Origin of the sequence: Lonepinella sp. MS14435, assembly GCF_042485795.1 — a bacterium.
Lineage (GTDB): Bacteria > Pseudomonadota > Gammaproteobacteria > Enterobacterales > Pasteurellaceae > Lonepinella.
The window spans coordinates 594,227-616,523 of record NZ_CP169368.1 but is presented as its reverse complement, the minus strand read 5'-3'; the positions used below and the strand labels follow the sequence as shown (position 1 = coordinate 616,523).

The following is a 22,297-nucleotide window of genomic DNA, read 5'->3' as shown; positions in this document are numbered from 1 at the left end:
ATTTTCATATCAAATTTTTAGCTGCCCCGAATTTTTCTGTTTATTTTTGTTCTGGAATATTCGCCAATACTTTGGTCAATAGCTCCCAATAAATTTGTACAGCAGGAATATGCACTTTCTCATCAGGGGAATGAGCATTCTCAATGGTTGGTCCAAAAGACACAATTTCCATCGTTGGATAAGCCTGTTTAATTAAGCCACATTCCAACCCTGCATGAATGACTTTAATGGTTGGTTCAACACCTAATATTTCCGCATAAATGCGTTGGGTTAAACGCAAAATATCAGTATCTGGGTGAGGTTTCCAGCCAGGATAATTGCCAGAAAGTGTTACTGTTGCACCACATAAAGATGTCAAAGATGACAATAAACTTGCCACATATTGCTTACCACTTTCAACTAAAGAGCGAATTAAAATCAGCCCTGTTACTTCATCGTCTTCGGTTTTTAACACACCGATACTGCTTGATGTTTCCACCACGCCATCAACGACATCACTATAACGATCTACCCCATTCGGCAAAGCATTAAGCAAATGTATTGCTTTATGAGTGGAGGCTTGATCAAAAATAGTTTCTGGATTATCCACTGATAAAACCGAAATGATCGCTTTCGGTTCCGCAATAGCCAGTTCATTCTGTAAAAAATCTTGGAAATTTTGCACCGCAGTTTTTAAAGCGTTTTCATCATCTACACAAACAATCGCGTATGCTTCACGTGGAATTGCATTACGCACCGAGCCACCTCGGATTTCCGCTAAAGCAAATGGAAAGGCTTGAGTTTGTTCAATATTTGCTAAGAAACGAGCAAATAATTTAATCGCATTCACTCGATTTGTATTAATTTCACTGCCTGAGTGACCACCACGTAACCCTTTTAAAGAAACTTGATAGGTCTTAGTAAAAGTATTTTTCTCCCGTTGAATCGGTAAACTTACTTTCGCATCTTCACCGCCAGCACAACCAATATAAACCTCACCTATTTCTTCTGTATCAGTATTAATCATTAGGCTTGATTGCAACCAGTTGGCTTTTAAATTATGTGCCCCGTCCATGCCAGCTTCTTCAGTCATCGTACACAATACTTCTAATTCTGGGTGAGCTAAATCTTCACTGTCTAATACCGCTAATGCTGATGCCAAACCGACTCCATTATCTGATCCCAAGGTTGTCCCTTTGGCTTTTACCCACTCACCATCAACATAAGGTAAAATTGGATCGGTTAAAAAATTATGGGTAGAACCTTCATTGGCTTGCGGTACCATATCCAGATGGGCTTGCAAGGCGACTTTTTGACGATTTTCCATACCTTTGGTGGCAGGTTTACGAATTAATACGTTACCAATTTGATCACGTTCTACAAAAAAACCTTTCTCATTCGCCCAATCCACAATAAATTTTGCAACTTTTTCTTCGTGATGTGATGGACGTGGAATGGCACAAAGGCGATCAAACCATTGCCATAAACGTTTTGGTTGTAATACTTGAATATCTGACATAATAAATTCTCCTTAAAAAACCTTTCAATTATGGATCAATTTCTGGATTTGTACAAACATTCCTGATATTTCTATTATTTTTCGCAAAAAGTGCGGTGTAAAAAATAAAAATTCTGGTATTCACTACGGGGAAAATGGTATCCTTACGCAATTTTTAAATTTCTCTCAAATCAGTTAAGGGTAAAATTATGAGTGAAAAATATGTTGTCACTTGGGATATGTTCCAAATGCACGCTCGCAAACTAGCTGAGCGTTTATTACCAGCAACACAATGGAAAGGCATTATTGCCGTCAGCCGTGGCGGTTTATTTCCTGCTGCCGTATTAGCACGTGAATTGGGTTTACGTCACGTTGAAACCGTGTGTATTTCAAGCTACGATCATGATCAACAAGGCGAATTAAAAGTCTTACACGCTGCTCAAACGGACGGTGAAGGCTTTATCGTTGTCGATGATTTAGTCGATACGGGAAACACCGCTCGCGAAATTCGCAAAATGTATCCAAAAGCAAAATTTGTCACGGTTTTTGCTAAACCTGCTGGTGCATCATTAGTCGATGATTACGTCATTGATATTCCGCAAAATACGTGGATTGAACAGCCGTGGGATTTAGGCTTAGGATTTGTTCCTCCGATTGTACGTAAATAATTACATAAAATACTTGTTGGGGCGGACCTGTGTGTCCGCCCTTGTAATAACTAAATTCGCTATATGATTGACTATATAAAACTATCCCCCTCTGAAATAAATGCCATTATTTTAAGCCTAAAAGTGGCATTTTGGGCGAATATTTGGGCATTACCCTTTGCGATTGCGATTGCGTGGTTATTAGCTCGCAAAACGTTCTGGGGTAAATCCTTACTTAACGGCATTGTTCATTTACCGCTTGTGTTACCGCCTGTGGTAATCGGTTACTTACTACTGATTTCCATGGGACGCAATGGGTTTATCGGGAAATATATTTCGCAATGGTTTGGTTTTACCTTTGGCTTTAGCCTTAACGGTGCGATTTTAGCTTCCGCCGTGGTTGCATTTCCCTTAGTGGTACGTTCTATCCGTTTAGCCATTGAAAGCATTGATATGCGTCTTGAACAAGCCGCACTAACACTCGGATCTTCACCATGGCGAACCTTTTACACCATCACCTTACCTTTAGCTTTCCCGGGTATTTTGGCAGGTATGATTTTAGGCTTTGCTCGTTCCCTTGGTGAATTTGGGGCAACCATTACCTTTGTGTCTAACATTCCCAATGTCACCCAAACCATACCGCTCGCCATGTATTCCTTTATCGAAACCCCAAATGCCGAGGGTGCAGCAGCTCGCCTTTGTTTAATTTCCATTATTATTGCGTTACTCTCGCTGATTATTTCCGAATGGCTCGCCAAACGGACACAACAAAAATTGGGGCAATCTGATGCTAGAAATTAATGTAAGTAAACGCTTAGGCAATTTTGAATTACAACTTAACGCCCAAATTCCAAGCCAAAATGTTACCGCACTTTTTGGCTTATCAGGTTCGGGAAAATCCACCGTGATTAATTTAATCAGTGGCTTAATTCACCCTGACCAAGGCTATATTAAACTCAATGACAAAGTGTTAGTGGATACCGATAACGGCATCTGCCTACCACCCAATAAACGCCAGATGGGCTATGTATTCCAAGATGGACGTTTATTTCCACACTATTCCGTAAAAGGCAATTTACGCTACGCCATTCATACCAAAAGCAAAAAAAGTGCGGTGGAATTTGACCGAATTGTACAACTACTTGGTATCGAACATTTACTCAATCGCTACCCAATCAGCCTGTCTGGCGGGGAAAAACAACGGGTCGCCATTGGACGAGCGTTATTAAGTCAACCGGAAATGTTGCTGATGGACGAACCCTTATCCGCCCTTGATTTACCGCGTAAACAAGAGTTATTAAGCTATTTAGAAAACCTCGCTCAACAAATCGCTATTCCAATTTTGTATGTCACCCATAGTATTGATGAACTCACAACATTGGCAGAGCAAGTCATCTTAATAGAAAACGGCAAAATGATTGCTTTTGATAAGGTGGAAAATGTGGTTAATTCACCCTTGTTTGAGAAATGGAAAGGATAAAAACAGGCAAAAAAATGACCGCACTTTGGCGGTCATTTTTATCTCTAGGCTTTCACATTCTCTTTTAAGAACGCCAACAGTTCATCTTTTGCAATCATCTGCTTTTCCCCTGTACGGCGGTTTTTATATTCAATTTCGCCATTCGCTAGATTTTTCTCACCAATCACGACCATGTGCGGTACACCGATTAACTCCATATCTGCAAACATAACACCAGGGCGTTCTTTGCGATCGTCAAAAATCACATCGACACCTTGCGATTGTAAAGTGCGGTATAAATCTTCGGAGAATTGTTGCACTGTGTCGGATTTGTGCATATTCATTGGCACAATCGCCACAGTAAATGGGGCAATCTCATCGCTTGACCAAATAATTCCACGCTCATCATGATGTTGTTCAATGGCAGCTGCCACTACACGAGTCACACCTACACCATAGCAACCCATCGTCATCACCAACGGTTTGCCGTCTTCGCCTTGCACGGTGGCTTTCATGGCTTCGGAATATTTAGTCCCCAGTTGGAAAATATGCCCCACTTCAATGCCTCGTTTAATTTGCAATGTGCCTTTTCCGTCTGGACTTGGATCACCCTCGACTACGTTACGCAAATCAAAAATCTCAGGTAACACCACATCACGTTCCCAGTTCACATTGAAATAATGTTTGCCGTCAATATTCGCTCCTACACTAAAATCAGACATTAATGCCACGGAGCGATCAATCACCGCTGGAATCGGTAAATTCACCACACCGAGTGAACCCACACCTGCCCCAATTTTGGCTTTAATTGTTGCTTCGTCAGCAAATTCTAATGGATCAGCGACTAACGGGTGTTTTTGAGCTTTAACTTCATTTAATTCATGATCACCACGTAAGATTAAGGCGATTAACGGCTGTTCTTCTGTAGCCCCTTTTACAATCAAGGTTTTGGCGGTTTTCTCAATCGGCAGATTAAACTGTTCTACCAATTCCGCAATGGTTTTGGCATTTGGCGTATCCACTAATTCCATAGCTTTGGTTGGTTGTTGGTGTTCACCCACTGCCACCGCTTCCGCTAATTCAATATTGGCGGCAAAATCACTTTCGGTAGAAAATACCACATCATCTTCACCGCTTTGAGCCAGCACTTGAAACTCATGTGATGCGGAACCACCGATTGAACCTGTATCCGCTTGTACTGCACGGAAATCTAAGTTTAACCGATTGAAAATGTTGCTATAAACCTGATACATCACATCATAAGTTTGTTGTAAACTTTCTTTCGTGGTGTGGAAAGAATAAGCGTCTTTCATCACAAATTCACGGGAACGCATTACGCCAAAACGTGGACGAACTTCGTCACGGAATTTGGTTTGAATTTGATATAAATTCAACGGTAACTGTTTGTAAGAACTGATTTCACGGCGAACTAAATCGGTGATCACTTCTTCGTGAGTAGGTCCTAACACAAAATCACGTTTACCACGATCGGTAAAACGCAATAACTCCGCACCATAATCCTGCCAACGCCCTGATTCTTGCCAAAGTTCGGCAGGTTGCACCACGGGCATTAGCACTTCAATGGCACCACCTTTGTTCATTTCTTCACGAATAATATTTTCAACTTTTTTCAATACTTTAACACCTGTTGGCAACCAGTTATATAAGCCAGATGCCATTGGGCGAATCATACCTGCTCTTAGCATTAACTGATGGCTCACCACTTGAGCATCATTCGGGGTTTCTTTTAGCGTTGAAAATAAATATTGACTTGTACGCATTGGTATTCCTAATTATTTTATCTATTCAAAAAAATTTGCGGTATTCTATCATTAAATCTGGCGATTGTGATAACCGCTTAATAAATCTTGCCAATTTTGCGTACTAAATTGAATTTTCATACGTTCAATTTCCTTATGAAAAGAACGCTGTAACCGTTCAAGATTGCCTTGTTTCCAAAAATCCCCTGATTTTTCACCGCACTTATCAAAATCTAACAACCAACATTTTTGCCCTGTTTCTGTCTGTTGGAGCAAAATATTATGGGCGTTTAAATCCGTATGGCAAATTTGTAAATCGTGCAACTGGCGAATTAAGCCGCCAATCTGTTGCCAAATTTCTGAGAGCAAGGTTTGATGTTGTAAAAGTGCGGTTAAATCCTGAGCATTTTCGATTTTTTCCATCAAAATATCGGCACGATAACAAATACCTAATTTGCCTTTTTCAACGACCGCCATAATCGGCTTCGGCACAGGTAAACCAGCCAAGTATAATTTTTGCAACAAACGTAATTCGGCAAAACTGCGTGTTTGTGAAAGTGCGGTAAAACGGTAGCGATCTCGAATAATTTTGCCCCATAATCCGCCACGATAGTAATGGCGTAAGCTGGCATTAACACCGAACAGATCATCGGTTTGTAAAAAATAAGTGGTGCCACGTCCTTTGGCGGTGCCTGAAACTCGCTCTTTTTTTAACCAGTAATCTGGACTAAAAAATTGACGATAATTGAGTTCAGCATAACTGTCATTCGCTAATAAAAAAAAGCAATTTTGATCTTGTCGTTCAATCATTTTATATTCCTTGTTGGCGTTCGCATCATTCTACTTTAAAATAGTCATGTTTCGCAAAAAATAAGGATCTTTTTTTATGCCCCTTTTTAGCCAACAACACCCTCCTAAATCCCTATGCGTTCTACGCCTTTCCGCCATTGGTGATATTACGCATGCTTTAGCCGTGGTACAAGAAATTGCTCGTTTTTATCCTGCTTGTCAAATCACTTGGATTGTGGGAAAGGTGGAGTATGCGTTATTATCGCAAGTCATGCCTGAAAATCCGCCTATTGATTTAGTTATATTTGATAAAAAAACAGGTTGGCGAGGCGTTTTTGCTTTATGGAAACAGCTAAGAAATCAATCATTTGATGCTTTATTAAATATGCAAACCGCTTTCCGTGCATCTATTTTATCTTTAGGTATTAAAGCCAAATATAAAATCGGTTTTGGTAAAAAACGCTCAAGAGAGGGACAATGTTTTTTTGTTAATCAACGGGTGAATGATCCCGAAAATCCCCATGTGTTAGACGGTTTTATGGCATTTGCCGAAAAAATTGGCGTAGCAAAATTTACCCCGCATTGGCAATTAAATCTTTCTTTGCCAGCACAACAAAAGGCAAAAACCTTTATTCAACCAAACCAACGCAATCTGATTATTTCCCCTTGCTCCAGCAAAACGGAAAAAGATTGGTTGATTGAACGCTATGCGGAACTCGCCAATGTTGCCACTCAACAAGGTATTAACGTGATTTTATGTGGTTCTCCTGCTTCACGAGAAATGGAAATTTGCCAAAAAATCACCGCACTTTGTGATAATCAGATAACCAATGCGTGCGGAAAAACGAGTTTAGCTGAATTGACCGCTTTAATCCAACAAGCAGATTTAGTGATCGCACCCGATAGTGGTCCTGCTCATATTGCCACCATGGTGGGAACACCTGTTATCGGTCTGTATGCTTATCATAATCCTTGGCGAACAGGTCCTTATCATAATTTGGATAATGTGATTTCGGTCTATGAGCAAAATGCGTTTAAAGAATTTCATAAACTCTCTCAAGAATTGCCATGGGCAACCAAATTATCGGGTAAAAATTTGATGGCGGAAATTGAAGTGAAAGATGTGGTGAGTGAAATGCGGAAATTGGGGTTTTAAAGCAAGTTAGGGTACGTTTGAACGCACCCTAATCCTGTTCTTTACCCTGCTTGTTACAAGGTTTTAGCTAATTTTTTCAAATAGTCTTTGAACGGTTTGCCTAATTTTTCATGTTGTAAACCATATTCTACAAAGGCTTGCATATAACCAATTTTATCACCGCAGTCGAAAGACTCTCCCATCATGTGGAAAGCCTCCACGGTTTCTTTTTCGATAAGCATATCAATGGCATCAGTTAATTGAATTTCATCACCGACACCAACTGGCGTTTTTTCTAATAAACGCCAAATTCCCGCTGAAAATACATAACGCCCTACTACTGCAAGATTAGACGGTGCTTTTTCTACACTCGGTTTTTCTACCATACGAGCAATTTTGGCACTTTCACCACCAGCAAATTCCACACCATCACAGTCTGCAATACCGTAACTACTCACATCTTTTGAATCCACTGGGGCAACCATAATTTGGCTATTGCCCGTTTCTTTAAAGCGTTTGATCATCGCGGCAAGATTTTCAGTTTTTTGGTTAGCTGTAAAATCCGCTAACAGCACATCAGGCAACACCACGGCAAAAGGCTCATTACCCACCACAGGACGACCACATAAAACGGCGTGTCCCAAGCCTTTGGCATTGCCTTGGCGAACGTGCATAATAGTGACATCTTTCGGGCAAATAGCACGCACTTCTTCCAATAACTGGCGTTTTACACGCTTCTCTAACATCGTTTCTAACTCAAAAGATGTGTCGAAATGGTTTTCAATAGCATTTTTAGAAGAATGCGTCACTAGCACGATTTCTTTTACACCAGCGTTGACACATTCGTTGACTACATATTGAATTAATGGTTTATCCACTAAAGTAAGCATTTCTTTTGGAATGGCTTTGGTGGCAGGTAACATTCGCGTACCTAAGCCAGCCACAGGAATAATGACTTTCATTTTTTGTCCTTATATTTTGCCCCCCTTCGTCCTTCGGACACTTCCCCCCGCACGCGGGGGGAAGAAAATGATGACTTATGTTATCGGGTAAAATTATTCGCTCCCCCTACTTGTGGGGGGAGCTGCCCGAAGGGCTGAGGGGGCTAACACTATTTATTGACGCAATAACGCCAAAATCTCATCAGTCTTCTCTTGCATCAACACTTTATCCCCACGGGTTTCAAGGTTCAAACGCACCACGGGTTCAGTATTTGAACTACGTAAATTGAAACGCCAGTTTGGATATTCAATGCTAATGCCGTCAATTTCATTGACACTTACCGCATCTTTTTCATAGGCAGCACGGACACGAGCAATCGATGCTTTAGCATCGGTTAATTTGCTGTTGATTTCACCTGGTGATGGATAAGTATTAATGCTTTCTGTCACTAATTGACCTAAGGATTTACCTGTTGTGCTAACTAATTCCATCACTAATAACCAAGGCACCATACCACTATCACAATAGTAGAAATCACGGAAATAATGGTGTGCTGACATTTCGCCACCGTAAACCGCATCGACTTCACGCATTTTTTCCTTAATGAAAGAATGACCTGATTTCGACATGACAGGTTCTCCACCGTTAGCGGATACTAATTTTTCCGTATTCCAGATTAAACGAGGATCGTAGATAATCTTCGCCCCTTTTTGTTTTTGGGTGAAAGCCTGACCTAATAGACCGACCACATAATAACCCTCAATGAAACCACCGTTTTCATCAAAGAAGAAACAACGGTCGAAGTCGCCATCAAAGGCAATCCCCATATCGGCTTTGTGTTTTAATACCGCATCAATGGTGTCTTGGCGGTTTTCGTGTAAAATTGGGTTAGGAATACCATGTGGGAAAGTACCGTCTGGATTATTATGCACCTTAATAAATTCCACTGGCACACGGCGAGCTTTAAATTGTGCTTCAATAGCATCCACTACATGACCTGCCGCACCATTACCTGAGTTAATCACTAATTTTAATGGTTTGATATTATCTAGGTTTACATAAGAAAGTAAACGTTCAACATAATCACCAATCACCGATTGTTGTTTATATTGACCACGTTGAGTTACCGCAGGGAAATTATTTTCTTCCGCTAAACGTTGAATATCAGCGAGTCCTGTGTCTGCACTAATTGGGCGAGATCCTTCACGCACTAATTTCATGCCGTTATAATCCATCGGATTGTGACTTGCGGTGACTTCAATACCACCATCAGCTTTTAAGAATGAAGTAGCGAAATAAACTTCTTCGGTACCGACTTCACCTAAATCAATCACGTCAACGCCAGAATCTAATAAGCCATTTGTTACTGCACTTTTCAGCTCTTTACTGGTTAAACGTACGTCACCACCCACCACAATATTTTTTGGCTTTAAGAATTGACCAAAGGCACGACCAATGCGATAGGCAATATCAACATTTAGTTCATCACCTAAACGGCCACGAATATCGTAGGCTTTAAAGCAAGTTAATTTACTCATAGATTCTCCTTATTCAACCTCTGAATGTTTTTCATTTTGAGATTGCTTGATACGTTGATAGATTTCTTCCCGATGAACGGAAACGTCTTTTGGTGCTTTTACACCGATTTTTACTTGATTACCACGGACATTTAACACTGTGATTTCAATATCATCGCCAATGAGTAAGCTTTCACCCAGTTTCCTTGTCAAAACTAGCATATACTTCTTCCTTTTATATGATTATATCTGTCTTGTGCCATAGTCTGTGGATGTTTCACTTTGTCTTCCGTTAGAAAGAAAAATAAAACCTCCACAATACCTATCAACTTCCCTATTGATAACCAGTCTTATAAATTAAAACAAGACATGCATAATGCGACACTTACAAATTTACTTTTAACCAATCTAATGCAACATTTAATGCGTTGGCTACATTTTCAGGTTGTACGCCACCAGCCATCGCCATATCTGGACGACCGCCACCTTTGCCCCCTACTTGTTGAGCCATTAGATTGACTAATTCACCTGCTTTTACTTTGCTTGTAATATCTGCTGTAACACCCACAATTAGATTAACCTTTTCTTCTACAACAGAAGCAAAAGCAATCACAGCAGATCCGAGTTGATTTTTCAAATCATCTACCATCACACGCAATGCTTTGGTATCGATACCATCCAATCGTTGTACGATTACCGAAATTCCATTAATTTTCACCGCACTTTGAGCTAAATTCGCTCCTGCTTGTACGGCAGCTTTTTGTTTTAATTGTTGCAATTCTTTTTCTGTTTTCTTAGCTTTTTCTTGCAACTGATAAATTTTCTCTGCTAATGATGTGACATCAGATTTTAATGCGTCCGCTACTTGTCCTAAAATAGCTTGTTGATTATGTAACCAAGCCATCGCACCCTCACCTGTAACGGCTTCCACCCGACGAATGCCCGCAGCGACTGCACTTTCTGACACCAATTTAAATAACCCAATATCCCCCGTGCGTTGTACGTGTAATCCACCACAAAGTTCAATCGAGAATGGACTCATGGTAACAACACGAACCACGTCGCCATATTTCTCTCCGAACAACGCCATAGCACCTTTTGCTTTGGCTTGTTCAATCCCCATTTCTTCGGTTAACACAGGGTGATTTGCTCGAATATGGAAATTGACGATACGTTCCACTTCCGCAAGCTGTTGTTTACTGATTGCTTCAGGTTGCACAAAGTCAAAACGTAAACCCACATCAGACACTAACGATCCTTTCTGTGCCACATGCTCGCCTAATACTTGACGCAATGCAGAATGTAGTAAGTGAGTTGCACTATGGTTTAATCTAGTATGCTGACGACGTTCATTATTCACAATCGCATCAACACTATCGCCTACCGACAATGAACCTACCGTCAATTCACCAATATGTCCAAACACTTGACCATATTTTTGAGTATCTTTCACATCAAATTGACAATTATTATTGACCAACTCTCCGCTATCACCAATCTGACCACCCATTTCCGCATAGAATGGCGTATTTTCTAAAATAACCACAGCACTTTGTCCTGCGGTAATACTATCCACTGATTTGCCGTCATGGAAAAGTGCGGTGACTTTTGCCTGACTTTCTGCTTTGTTATAACCTTCAAATTGGGTTGTACCATCGACACGAATAACATTGTTATAATCCATACCGAATTGGCTGGCAGACTGCGCTCTCAAACGTTGAGCTTCCATTTCTTTATCAAAGCCTGCTTCATCAATTTGAATATCACGTTCACGACACACATCAGCAGTTAAATCCAATGGGAAGCCGTAAGTATCATATAATTTAAATGCCACTTCACCAGACAATACGCCGTCTTTAACATTTACCAAGGCATCATCTAATAAAGTCAAACCACGTTCTAAAGTACGAGCAAATTGTTCTTCCTCCAAACGTAACAGTTTTTCTACGTTGGCTTGTTTTTCTTTGACAATTTTCGCTGCATCAGCCATGACCTCAATTAAAGTAGGCACCAATTTATAAAAGAACGTTTCTTTAGCACCTAACAAATGTCCATGACGAACTGCACGGCGAATAATACGGCGTAATACATACCCACGCCCTTCGTTAGATGGAATCACGCCGTCAGCAATTAAATAAGCACAAGAACGAATATGATCGGCAATCACACGTAAAGATTTATTGGTTAAATCTTTAGTACCGACAATTTCTGCTACTTTGGCAATTAAGGTTTGGAAAATATCAATTTCATAGTTGGAATTAACATGCTGCATAACGGCAGTCATACGCTCTAAGCCCATACCTGTATCGACAGACGGTCTTGGCAATTTTTCTAATGTCCCATCAGCCAAACGGTTAAATTGCATAAATACAATATTCCACACTTCAATATAACGGTCGCCGTCTTCTTCAGGCGAACCTGGTAAACCACCCCAATGTTGCTCACCATGATCGTAGAAAATCTCAGTACAAGGTCCGCATGGTCCAGTATCGCCCATTGCCCAGAAGTTATCAGAATTGTACGCACCACCTTTGTTATCGCCAATGCGAATAATATGTTCTGCTGGCACTCCCATTTGTTGATGCCAAATATTATAGGCTTCGTCATCGGTTTCATACACGGTAACATACAGTTTTTCTTTTGGTAAACCTAACCACTGTGGAGAAGTTAAATATTCCCAACCAAAAGCAATGGCATCTTGTTTAAAATAATCACCGAAACTGAAATTCCCCATCATTTCAAAGAATGTATGATGACGAGCAGTATAGCCCACATTTTCTAAATCATTATGCTTTCCCCCTGCTCGCACACAACGTTGTGCAGTAGTGGCACGAGTATAAGCACGTTTTTCTAAACCAAGAAAAACATCTTTAAATTGGTTCATTCCAGCGTTAGTAAAAAGTAAAGTGGGATCGTTTTCAGGCACAAGAGAACTACTTTCTACTACCTGATGACCTTTACTGTGAAAAAAATCTAAAAAGGATTGTCTAATTTCTGCTGTTGTTTTCATAAATAATAATTGTTGTTTAATGTAAATAAATTACTGCTATTGTTACACATTTTTTGTCTTTATAGAATGGCTTTCTTGCTTATTTTTTTGCTCTTGCTAACAAAGCATCTTGTACTGGTGGTGGCACAAATTGTGCCACATCACCATGGTGTAAATAAACCTCTCTTACCATAGTAGAAGACACATAAGACCAGCATTCACTCGGTGGTAAAAATAAACTTTCTACCCCATTGGTCAAAGCACGATTTAAATATGCCAACTGCAATTCATACTCAAAATCTGCGGTTGTCCGCACACCTCGAATAATGGCTGTTATCTCAAGCTGCTGTATTACATTTGCCAATAAATCAGAAAACCCTATAACCTGCACATTTGGCAAATGAGCAATCGATTGCTTAATTAACTGAACCCGTTGTTCTAATTCAAATAATGGTTGCTTCCTTGGATTTTCAGCCACCGCCACAATAACCTCAGAAAAAAGCACCGCACTTCGGCTAATAATATCTAAATGTCCATTCGTCATCGGATCGAACGTGCCAGGGTAAATCACACTTGCCATAAATTATTTCTCTAAATAGGGACGTAATAAATCTAACAATCGTTGTAACGCCCCACGATTTTCAATTAATACTTCATATCCTGCATGACCAAATCGTTCCCGCAGAGAAATTGAAGATAGAAATTGTTCAACTGCATGAGAAAGTGCGGTGTAATTTGAATTAATTTCTAACACACCTTGCACTTCACGTAAATTACAAAATACTTCAGGAAAATTAAACGTATATTTGCCACTAATCACGGGAACTTTGAATGCCAATGGCTCTAGCGGATTATGTCCACCATGTTTAACCAAACTTCCACCGACAAAGGCGACATCAGATACGCCATACATTAACATAAGTTCACCCATCGTATCACCTAATAAAATTTGAATTTGTGAATTCGGGGCAATCTTTTCACTACGGCGACAATAACTAAATTTCTCTTTTTCAATCAAATTTGCCACTGAATTAAATCGTTCAGGATGGCGTGGAGCTAATATTAATAATAAATCAGGAAATTGTTGTAATAAAGCACGATGTGCTTGTAACACAATTTCTTCTTCCCCTTCGTGGGTACTGGCTGCAATCCAAACGGGTCTATTACCAATCCATTCCTGATCTAACATTTTAATATTATTTAATAATTCATCTGAAATCACTAAATCATATTTAATATTACCAGTTAGTGCTAATCTGCCATGATAACCCAAATCCGTATAACGCTGTCCACTAATACTATCTTGGGGGGCAATTAAACAGATCTCGTTCAAAACATTCTGAATATGATTTTCCACACAAGCATATCGTTTGGCTGAACGTGCGGATAAACGTGCATTCGCCACAATAAACGGGATATTACGCAGCTTTAGTTGATGAATAAGATTAGGCCAAATTTCCGTTTCAATCACAATACAGGCTTTCGGCTGAATAAAATTGATGAATCTTGTTACTGCATCAGGCAAATCATAGGGCAAATAAAAGTGATGTACTGAATTACCAAAAGCCGCTTTCACACGAGCTGAACCTGTTGGTGTTACCGTGGTCATGGTAATGGGTAAATCAGGATACTTCTCTTGAATTTGACGAACCAAGGGCGTTGCTGCGATAACCTCGCCAACAGATGCGGCATGAATAATAATGCCATTAGCTTGTGGTCTTTCTGAAGTTGCATAAAACAAACCGTAACGTTCATTTATACGCTTACGGTAATTGGGAGATTTAATACTACGCCCCAACATAAAAAGTAAAAGAAGCGGTTGCAATAAATATATTGCACACGTATAAAGCCAACCTAGCATAAATAAATGCCTGAAATTAATGGTATTATTTTTATCGTAGGGGGTATATAAAATATACACCCCCACAGATTAATTAAGCTTTCGCTACAGCAGCTGCTTTCACAATCACCGCAAATGCTGGGGCTTTTAATGAGGCTCCACCTACTAATGCACCATCAATATCAGGTTGGGTAAATAATTCTGCGGCATTCGCATCATTTACTGAACCACCGTATTGAATAATTACTTGATCTGCCACAGCTTGTGATTTAGCTGCAATATGATCACGGATAAATTTATGTACCGCTTGAGCCTGAGCTGGAGTGGCTGATTTACCTGTACCGATTGCCCAAATAGGTTCATAAGCAATAACTGCACCATTAAAGGCTTCCACTCCTAACGCATTAATTACTGCATCAATTTGTCTTGCACAGACTTCTTGGGTTTTACCCGCTTCGTTTTCTGCTTCAGATTCACCAATACATAATACTGGTACTAAACCTGCTTCTTTTAATACACCGAATTTTTTCGCCACAAATTCATCACTTTCTTTATGATAAGTACGGCGTTCTGAGTGACCAATAATAATATATTTTGCCCCAAAATCTTTTAACATTGCGGTGGAAATATCACCCGTGAAAGCACCTTGCACGTTGACATCTACGTTTTGAGCACCTAACGCAATCGCACTACCCGCAATCGCCGCTTCTGCTTCTGCTAAATACATCACTGGGGGAGCGATTGCTACGCCACAACCTGTTACACCTTGAAGTTCTTTTTTTAAGCCCTCAATTAATTCTTTAGTAAATGCTTTACTGCCGTTTAATTTCCAGTTACCCATAACAAGTGGTTTACGAACTGCCATTTAAATTCTCCTTAATACCTTAGTTGATTTAATAAAAATGATTATATTTAATATAACAAATTTTTAGCTGAATTTTCGTTTTTTTTCACGTTTTTTTGATCTAACAGGTGATTATTCTTTCTTTACAGAGTACAATCTACTGTATAAATCTGTTACTTTTTAATCAATAAGAACTTAATATTATGCGTATTTTCAAAGCTGAACAATGGAACTTAACTGTGTTACTGCCACTTTTTGAAGAATACCGTTTATCACACGGCATGGCAGAAAACCCAGAAAGAACCCACACTTTTTTAAATAACCGTATTCGTTTTAGCGAAAGTATTTTTTTCTTAGCCTTTGATGATCAACAAAAAGCTGTCGGCTTTATTCAACTTTACCCTCGTTTGTCCTCGTTACAACTACAACGCTATTGGCAACTGACCGATATTTTTGTACAAAATAATCCACAAAAAACCGAAATTTACACCGCACTTATTGAAAAAGCGAAAGAATTTGTTTGTTTTACACAAGCCAAATTACTCACTACAGAACAGGATCAGCAACAGCAGAATATCTTAGAAATGGAAGGCTTTCGGCTCAATCCGAAAAAGGCGGTATTTGAATTGAATCTAAACCAATAGCTTCATTATCTCTGGCGGTATCACTTTCGGAGCTAAAATAAAAACTTGTTTATGCCGATTCAATTCGCCTTTTTCTAACTGAATAACACTTTTCGGTACTTTAAACAGTTTGCTCAAATATTTTAATAAATGAGCATTCGCAGCCCCGTCAATCGGAGGTGCAGTAATGCTAATTTTTAATTCATCATCATGTAAACCTACAACGGCATCACGACTTGCCTTGGGTTGTAACAAAATCCGCAACCGCAAGCCGTTTTCTACTTTCTCTATTGCTGACATAAAAATTTCGTTAAATCACACCGCACTTTACACAATTTTCCAAATGCCATAAGGAATAATGTCATACATCACTTTATCTAACCAAAACAGCACAAACGCTAATACCATTGGGGAAAAATCAATCATACCAGTTTTCGGTAATAGACGACGAATCGGACGCAAAACAGGTTCACCTAATTGATACAGCAAATAAGATAAATGATCATTGCCCCGTCTAAACCAACTTAAAATTGCCCCGATAAAAATCACATATAAAATCATTTCACCAAAGATCTTTACCACCGTTAATACGCCAACCACGATAAATAAACCGAAATTTTCCACCACTCCATCAAATGACCAAATGCCACCTAAAATGGCTAATAAAGGATATTTAACCAAACCTAACACGAAAACAAAAATCAATGCAGCAATATCAATATTTTTACTCGCTTTGAATGTTTTACGGATCGGATTTAACACAGGATCAGTTAATTTCACTACCGCTTGCGAAATCGGATTATAAAAATCTGCCTGACAATATTGCAACCACATACGCAACATCACCACCAACAGATACACACCTAAAATACTGTTTACTAAATATTGAATTGAATTCATGGACTAACCCCGAAATATAATTGAATTATCCGTAAAGATAAGGGTTAGCTTAGGGAAAATCAAGAGGATTACTGATCTAACACCTTTATTTATCGTCAAAGTGCGGTTTATTTTCTTTATTTTTTATTTTTAGCTATAATACCCCCGACAATTAACAGGGAAAAATTATGACCGAATACAATAAATTACGTATAGAATGGGATTGTCGCCGTGGAATGTTGGAATTAGATAAGGTGATTATGCCGTTCTACCAACAACATTTTGAGCAGTTATCAGAACAACAAAAACGAGTGTTTATCCGATTGTTGGCTTGTACGGACTTACAATTATTTTCTTGGTTTTTTAATCGTACAGCGGCAACTGATGCAGAATTACAAGCCATGGTGGACTATATTCATCAGGCGTTGCAATTATCCAATTAAACTTTTTTGGGACGTTTTATAAGATTTTTGAACTTTTTAAAAAACGGTTACTCTAACTGAATACAACCGCTTGCTGTTTTATCGCAAGCAACAAGAGATAATATGACTGAACAGATTACCGATCAGGCTTTAGTAGAAAGAGTACAGCAAGGGGATAAGAAAGCCTTTAATTTGTTGGTTTCTCGTTATCAAAACAAGGTAGCAGGCTTATTAACACGTTATGTACCACGCAATGATATTCCCGATGTGGTGCAAGAATCCTTTATCAAGGCATATCGCTCAATGGATTCTTTTCGTGGTGAAAGTGCTTTTTATACTTGGCTTTACCGAATAGCAGTAAATACTGCAAAGAATTATTTAACGGCACAAGGTCGCCGTCCACCAAATGAAGATATTTTGGCAGAAGATGCTGAAAGTTATGATTCTGGTACAAATTTGCGTGATGTGGATTCGCCCGAGAATGAATTGCTTTCGGCAGAATTAAAGAAGATTGTTTTTGATACTATTGAAAATATGCAAGAGGAATTGAAAACAGCCATTACATTGCGTGAGCTAGAAGGTTTGAGCTACGAAGAAATCGCTGAGATTATGGACTGTCCAGTAGGTACAGTACGTTCTCGCATCTTCCGAGCAAGAGAAATTATTGAAAATAAAATCAATCCGCTGTTACAACGATAAGAACCGTAACAACGATAAAATAAACACTTAATTGGGGTATTATTATGCAAAAAGAGTTACTTTCCGCCTATATGGACGGTGAACAAGTAAGTAACGAATTCACTGCTACATTATGTCGTGATGGCGAATTACAACAAAGTTGGGCGAATTTTCATACCATTCGTAGTGTAATTCGTAAAGAAAGTGCGGTCTTTTTGGGGGCAGATTTCACGGCAAAAATGGATGCCTTAATTGCAGCAGAAACACCGTTACAAATGTCACAACCAATACCAGATGAGGTGCAAAATTCGCCATTTATGCAAAAATTAAAGGCTATGTTTGCTCCATTAACGCAAGTTGCCGTGGCTGCAGCAGTGTGTTTAGTGGCGGTGTTAGGTGTACAAACCTTTAATGCTAACCAAGCGGAAAAATCTGCTGATACACCAGTATTGCAAACTTTACCATTCAATAACGGTGTACAACAAGTTAGCTATAATGCACCAAGTAAAGATGTCATTACTAATGAACAAATCGAACAGAAAAATAAACGGATGGGAGCAATGTTGCAGAATTACGAATTGCAACGCCGTTTACATGCTGACGGTGTGAACTTAGGTCAACATCAAAAATAGTTTATGTATTATTCTATGATCACCACCAGTTGCGGTGGTGATTTTGTTTTAAATGAATGGTAATATGAAAAATAAACAGTGGTGCTGATCTATGCTAAAAATATTCAAAAATATAACCGCACTTTCTCTGCTATTCTCACTATCTAACGTGGTATTTGCTGAAGAAAACCTTACTCCACAACAATTAGTTAATTCAATGACCCAAGCACAAGATCAGTTGAATTATCAAATTTCTTTTGTACAAACTAATGCCATAGATTTACAGGCTTTTCGCTATAAACACGTTAAGTTAGACAATAAAAGTTACGCCCAACTAACCACATTAGAAAGTGGTAAACAAGATATTATTCGTCGTGATAATTTAGTCAGCTATTTTCAAACTAATTTTACCCCCTTTACTATCCAAGCAAATCATATTGTAGATTATTTGCCGACTATCTTATCCGCTAAGATAGATAAATTAGCGGAAAACTATGATTTTTCGACTTTGGGACGCAATCGTGTAGCGGATCGCTTGGTGCAAGTTATTAAAATAATGCCCAAAGACGATTTCCGTTATCAATATGTACTATTTATTGATGAAGAAACCCATTTATTATTACGCAGTGATTTGCTTGATCGCACTGGTAATTTATTAGAAAGTTTTCATGTGGTGAATTTATATATTGGTGATGAAATTAATGGGTTGGCTGAACAATTAAATGCGATTCATTTTCCACCGCTACTCACTGATGATTCAAATAAAAAATTGTCGATCACACGTTGGCAGACAAAGTGGTTGCCTAAAGGTTTTACTTTAGTAAGTGAAAACACTGACCCAGAAGATACTGACGGGAATAATATTATTGAAAGTCGCTTGTATAGTGACGGATTATTTTCTTTTACCATTTATGTGGCGGATAAAATTATCAATGAAAATCAAGATCATCTGTGGCAACAAGGGGTGAATACCATTTATAGTGAAAATATTGGTGACAAAGAAGTCACCCTTATCGGTCAAATTCCATCTGCCACAGCAAAACGGATAGTACAAGATTTACAATTTAAATAAAGGTCTTCGGTCATGATAACAGAAAGTGCAGTCGTAATTGATTATCAAGCAGGGGTGGCAACGGTGAAATGCCAGTCACAATCTGCGTGCGGAAGTTGCTCTGCCCAATCCGCTTGTGGTACTTCTGCCCTTGCTGAATTAACCGGTAAAGTGGGAGAGCATATTTTTACGCTAGACACTATTACCCCATTAAGAATCGGGCAAACCGTAGAAATTGGGTTAGAAGAGAGATCGCTACTATTTTCTGCATTATTGTTGTATTTAGTCCCATTATTAACGATTTTGGTCACGACTTTTATTGGTGAAAAACTATTTCAGCAAGAACTAATCCATGCCATTTTTATCTTTTTTTGCACCGCACTTTCATTGGTAGTTATACGTTTTTATGCGAAGAAATTACAAAAAAAATCGGCGTTTAAGCCGATTTTGTTGAGGGTGGTTTAGATACCCCGTCCTTGCGTACGGGGCTAAGATAGTGACGATGCTCCGCATCTTAGTTAGGTTGAGATTGGTTGCTCGGTTTACGCCGTTTGCCAATATTTTTACTGTCTTTATGACGAATTTTTACCTTTTTCTTTTGCTCGTCTTTTTTCTTCTCTTCTTTCTTCGCTTTAATCCGTGCCTTGGCTTTTTTGCTGACAGATTTTACTTCACCGTCTTTTGGGGCTTTGGTACGAGGTTCTAACCCCTCAATAATTCTAGGTTTCAGCAATTCTTCGGTGTAACGTTTGATTTTGCCTAATAGGCTATAGTCATGGGCTTCTACGAAAGATACAGCGGTGCCTTTTTTACCTGCTCGAGCCGTTCTTCCAATACGATGTAAATAAGTATCTGCACTATAAGGTAAATCAAAATTCATAATGTGGCTGACATCATCAATATCAATACCTCGTGCGGCTACGTCAGTTGCCACTAACACGGTAACGATGCCATTTTTTAGCTTATCAATGGCATTATTACGTTGGGTTTGAGCCATTTCACCCTCTAAATAGGTGCTACGGATATTCCGTTTACGCAAGGTTTCTGATAACTCACGTACATCTTCACGACGACGCACAAACACAATGCCACGACTGACTTGTTCATTTTCAATAAAACGAGCAAGCAATTTGGTTTTATGTTCAACATTATCGGCATGATAGTACCATTGATTAATTTTTTTGCGTTCACGGCGACTAGGTTCGGCATCAATTTGCAGTGGGTCTTGTAATAAGCGTTCGGCAAAATCGGTCAGCAATTCGCCCTCAAGGGTAGCGGAAAATAACATGGTTTGTTCACGCCAACGGGTTTCGGCGGCAATTTTCTCCGCATCTTGCCCAAAGCCCATTTGCAACATACGATCCGCTTCATCAAAAATCAAAATTTCTACTGAACGACAATCAAAATTTTCTTCTTTGATATACTGTAATAGCCGCCCAGGGGTTGCCACCACTAAATCTTGGTTTTTATTAAACACTTCACCATGATTTTGATATGCCACACCGCCTGTAATAGTCGCAATACTCAAATGGGTAAATTGAGCTAATTCTTCCGCTTGCTCTGCCACTTGCATGGCTAATTCTCGGGTTGGTGTGAGAACCAAAATCCGTGGTGGACCAGGTTGACGGCGTGGATTGTCTAATAAATGCTGAATAGCGGGCAGTAAAAATGCCACGGTTTTACCCGTACCTGTCGGGGCAGAACCTAATATATCACGCAATTCCATGGCAGCAGGTATGGTTTCCTGTTGAATGGTCGTGGGGCGAGTGTAACCTTTTTTCGCAATGGCTTTGAGCAACATTGGCGACAGGTCAAATTCTTCAAAAGTCGGTTGCGACATCATTATTCTCTATCTTCGTTAAAAATTGTGTTAAATTATACCGCACTTTAAAGCAATCGGGGGATTTATGTCAGGCTTTAGCTTTAAACAATTTCGTATTCAACACGACAAATGTGCCATGAAAGTGGGGACAGACGGTATTTTACTTGGAGCTTGGGCGGATATTCATCATGCGAAACGAATTTGCGATCTGGGGACAGGAACAGGTTTAATTGCTTTAATGCTGGCACAACGGACTGATGATAATACGCAAATTATTGGTATAGAAATCGATCCTTGTGCGGCGGAACAAGCTCAAGAAAATGTTAAACAATCAAAATGGCGACATAAAATTCAGATTATTCAACAAGATATTATAGAATTTACGCAAAACTGCGGTGAAAAAAAGCAACGTTTTGATTTAATTGTGGCAAATCCCCCTTATTTTGCACAAGGCATTGATTGCCGAAATGCACAACGCAATATCGCTCGTTATACTCAACAATATGATCATTTAGCTTGGTTAATGGCGGCTAATCAATGTTTGAGTGAACAAGGTAAAATTCAATTTATTTTACCTATCGAGCAAGCAGAAAATTTAATAAAAAGCACCGCACTTTATTGCAACCAGCGTTGTGAAATCATACCTAAGCAAGGCAAAGTTCCGCATAGAATGTTACTTTCTTTTGAACGCATGGAAAAAGAGAAAAAAGTGAGCCAACTGGTGATTTATGATCAAAATAATCAATATACCCATGAATTTGTTGAATTGACGAAAGAATTTTATTTGAAAATGTAAGGGGACGTTTATCCGT

23 protein-coding genes and 1 pseudogene are annotated in these 22,297 nt (G+C 39.2%); 11 read left to right on the top strand and 13 right to left on the bottom strand.

Features of this window, described 5'->3' with window-relative positions; all coding sequences use genetic code 11:
• Window positions 1–40 precede the first annotated feature (40 nt).
• Window positions 41–1,498, bottom strand: coding sequence for an aminoacyl-histidine dipeptidase (locus O1Q80_RS02965; protein ID WP_386695593.1), 1,458 nt, complete (start codon window positions 1,496–1,498; stop codon window positions 41–43).
• A gap of 188 nt (window positions 1,499–1,686) precedes the next feature.
• Between O1Q80_RS02965 and gpt the strand changes: the two genes are divergently transcribed.
• The 3 genes and pseudogenes from gpt to modC all read left to right on the top strand — a co-directional run.
• On the top strand, window positions 1,687–2,145 hold the full coding sequence (gene gpt, locus O1Q80_RS02960) for a xanthine phosphoribosyltransferase (protein WP_386689157.1): 459 nt from the start codon (window positions 1,687–1,689) through the stop codon (window positions 2,143–2,145).
• Window positions 2,146–2,208: 63 nt separating this feature from the next.
• Window positions 2,209–2,925 carry a molybdate ABC transporter permease subunit gene (modB, locus tag O1Q80_RS02955; protein WP_386689155.1) on the top strand — a complete coding sequence of 239 codons (717 nt, stop codon included), beginning with the start codon at window positions 2,209–2,211 and terminating at the stop codon, window positions 2,923–2,925.
• Window positions 2,912–3,598, top strand: a pseudogene (modC, locus tag O1Q80_RS02950) (molybdenum ABC transporter ATP-binding protein); the annotation flags it as partial. The gene modB and the pseudogene modC, both read left to right, overlap by 14 nt.
• 50 nt (window positions 3,599–3,648) lie before the next feature.
• On the opposite strand, the gene proS reads toward modC, so the two are convergent.
• Together proS and O1Q80_RS02940 are read right to left on the bottom strand one after the other, a co-directional pair.
• Complete coding sequence (gene proS, locus O1Q80_RS02945; RefSeq protein ID WP_386695592.1) at window positions 3,649–5,364, bottom strand: proline--tRNA ligase; 1,716 nt, start codon at window positions 5,362–5,364, stop codon at window positions 3,649–3,651.
• A 51-nt stretch (window positions 5,365–5,415) separates the two neighbouring features.
• Entirely contained in the window at window positions 5,416–6,153 is a 738-nt protein-coding gene (locus tag O1Q80_RS02940) for a 3-deoxy-D-manno-octulosonic acid kinase (RefSeq protein ID WP_386695590.1), read from the bottom strand.
• A gap of 76 nt (window positions 6,154–6,229) precedes the next feature.
• Here O1Q80_RS02940 and O1Q80_RS02935 point away from each other — a divergent pair, with 76 nt between their 5' ends.
• A complete protein-coding gene (locus O1Q80_RS02935; protein ID WP_386695588.1) occupies window positions 6,230–7,288 on the top strand; it encodes a glycosyltransferase family 9 protein in 1,059 nt (352 codons plus the stop codon).
• 53 nt (window positions 7,289–7,341) lie between these two features.
• Here O1Q80_RS02935 and galU read toward each other — a convergent pair whose 3' ends face one another.
• From galU to tpiA, 7 genes are all read right to left on the bottom strand, one after another.
• Window positions 7,342–8,229, bottom strand: a complete 888-nt coding sequence (gene galU, locus O1Q80_RS02930; protein WP_386695586.1) for a UTP--glucose-1-phosphate uridylyltransferase GalU — start codon at window positions 8,227–8,229, stop codon at window positions 7,342–7,344.
• A 153-nt stretch (window positions 8,230–8,382) separates the two neighbouring features.
• On the bottom strand, window positions 8,383–9,747 hold the full coding sequence (locus tag O1Q80_RS02925) for a phosphomannomutase CpsG (RefSeq protein WP_386689141.1): 1,365 nt from the start codon (window positions 9,745–9,747) through the stop codon (window positions 8,383–8,385).
• Window positions 9,748–9,756: 9 nt separating this feature from the next.
• Window positions 9,757–9,948, bottom strand: coding sequence for a carbon storage regulator CsrA (gene csrA / locus O1Q80_RS02920; protein ID WP_386689139.1), 192 nt, complete (start codon window positions 9,946–9,948; stop codon window positions 9,757–9,759).
• 163 nt (window positions 9,949–10,111) lie between these two features.
• Window positions 10,112–12,736: an alanine--tRNA ligase gene (alaS, locus tag O1Q80_RS02915; RefSeq protein WP_386695584.1), complete on the bottom strand. Its 2,625-nt coding sequence runs from the start codon at window positions 12,734–12,736 to the stop codon at window positions 10,112–10,114.
• A 79-nt stretch (window positions 12,737–12,815) separates the two neighbouring features.
• Window positions 12,816–13,295 (bottom strand): pantetheine-phosphate adenylyltransferase, encoded by a 480-nt coding sequence (gene coaD, locus O1Q80_RS02910; protein WP_386689135.1) that lies wholly within the window; start codon window positions 13,293–13,295, stop codon window positions 12,816–12,818.
• A gap of 3 nt (window positions 13,296–13,298) precedes the next feature.
• The gene (gene waaA / locus O1Q80_RS02905) at window positions 13,299–14,576 is read right to left on the bottom strand and encodes a lipid IV(A) 3-deoxy-D-manno-octulosonic acid transferase (protein WP_386695582.1); all 1,278 of its coding nucleotides are present in this window, start codon (window positions 14,574–14,576) and stop codon (window positions 13,299–13,301) included.
• A 73-nt stretch (window positions 14,577–14,649) separates the two neighbouring features.
• Window positions 14,650–15,420 carry a triose-phosphate isomerase gene (tpiA, locus tag O1Q80_RS02900; RefSeq protein ID WP_386689131.1) on the bottom strand — a complete coding sequence of 257 codons (771 nt, stop codon included), beginning with the start codon at window positions 15,418–15,420 and terminating at the stop codon, window positions 14,650–14,652.
• Window positions 15,421–15,602: 182 nt separating this feature from the next.
• Between tpiA and O1Q80_RS02895 the strand changes: the two genes are divergently transcribed.
• Window positions 15,603–16,043 carry a GNAT family N-acetyltransferase gene (locus O1Q80_RS02895; RefSeq protein ID WP_386695580.1) on the top strand — a complete coding sequence of 147 codons (441 nt, stop codon included), beginning with the start codon at window positions 15,603–15,605 and terminating at the stop codon, window positions 16,041–16,043.
• On the opposite strand, the gene yggU is transcribed toward O1Q80_RS02895, so the two are convergent.
• Both yggU and O1Q80_RS02885 read right to left on the bottom strand, forming a co-directional pair.
• The gene (yggU, locus tag O1Q80_RS02890; protein ID WP_386689129.1) at window positions 16,032–16,322 is read right to left on the bottom strand and encodes a DUF167 family protein YggU; all 291 of its coding nucleotides are present in this window, start codon (window positions 16,320–16,322) and stop codon (window positions 16,032–16,034) included. The two genes, O1Q80_RS02895 and yggU, sit on opposite strands and share 12 nt — an antisense overlap.
• Window positions 16,323–16,349: 27 nt before the next feature.
• Window positions 16,350–16,922 (bottom strand): YggT family protein, encoded by a 573-nt coding sequence (locus O1Q80_RS02885; protein ID WP_386695578.1) that lies wholly within the window; start codon window positions 16,920–16,922, stop codon window positions 16,350–16,352.
• A gap of 167 nt (window positions 16,923–17,089) precedes the next feature.
• Between O1Q80_RS02885 and O1Q80_RS02880 the strand changes: the two genes are divergently transcribed.
• The 5 genes from O1Q80_RS02880 (at window position 17,090) to O1Q80_RS02860 (ending at window position 20,128) form a co-directional block, all read left to right on the top strand.
• Window positions 17,090–17,344 (top strand): succinate dehydrogenase assembly factor 2, encoded by a 255-nt coding sequence (locus tag O1Q80_RS02880; RefSeq protein WP_386689125.1) that lies wholly within the window; start codon window positions 17,090–17,092, stop codon window positions 17,342–17,344.
• Window positions 17,345–17,446: 102 nt separating this feature from the next.
• A complete protein-coding gene (gene rpoE / locus O1Q80_RS02875; RefSeq protein ID WP_386689123.1) occupies window positions 17,447–18,022 on the top strand; it encodes an RNA polymerase sigma factor RpoE in 576 nt (191 codons plus the stop codon).
• Between the two features lie 44 nt (window positions 18,023–18,066).
• Entirely contained in the window at window positions 18,067–18,633 is a 567-nt protein-coding gene (locus tag O1Q80_RS02870; RefSeq protein WP_386695576.1) for an RseA family anti-sigma factor, read from the top strand.
• Between the two features lie 91 nt (window positions 18,634–18,724).
• The gene (gene rseB, locus O1Q80_RS02865; protein ID WP_386695574.1) at window positions 18,725–19,684 is read left to right on the top strand and encodes a sigma-E factor regulatory protein RseB; all 960 of its coding nucleotides are present in this window, start codon (window positions 18,725–18,727) and stop codon (window positions 19,682–19,684) included.
• 12 nt (window positions 19,685–19,696) lie between these two features.
• Complete coding sequence (locus O1Q80_RS02860) at window positions 19,697–20,128, top strand: SoxR reducing system RseC family protein (RefSeq protein ID WP_386695572.1); 432 nt, start codon at window positions 19,697–19,699, stop codon at window positions 20,126–20,128.
• A 49-nt stretch (window positions 20,129–20,177) separates the two neighbouring features.
• On the opposite strand, the gene srmB is transcribed toward O1Q80_RS02860, so the two are convergent.
• On the bottom strand, window positions 20,178–21,503 hold the full coding sequence (srmB, locus tag O1Q80_RS02855) for an ATP-dependent RNA helicase SrmB (protein ID WP_386696125.1): 1,326 nt from the start codon (window positions 21,501–21,503) through the stop codon (window positions 20,178–20,180).
• Between the two features lie 67 nt (window positions 21,504–21,570).
• Between srmB and O1Q80_RS02850 the strand changes: the two genes are divergently transcribed.
• The gene (locus O1Q80_RS02850; RefSeq protein ID WP_386695570.1) at window positions 21,571–22,281 is read left to right on the top strand and encodes a tRNA1(Val) (adenine(37)-N6)-methyltransferase; all 711 of its coding nucleotides are present in this window, start codon (window positions 21,571–21,573) and stop codon (window positions 22,279–22,281) included.
• Window positions 22,282–22,297 lie beyond the last annotated feature (16 nt).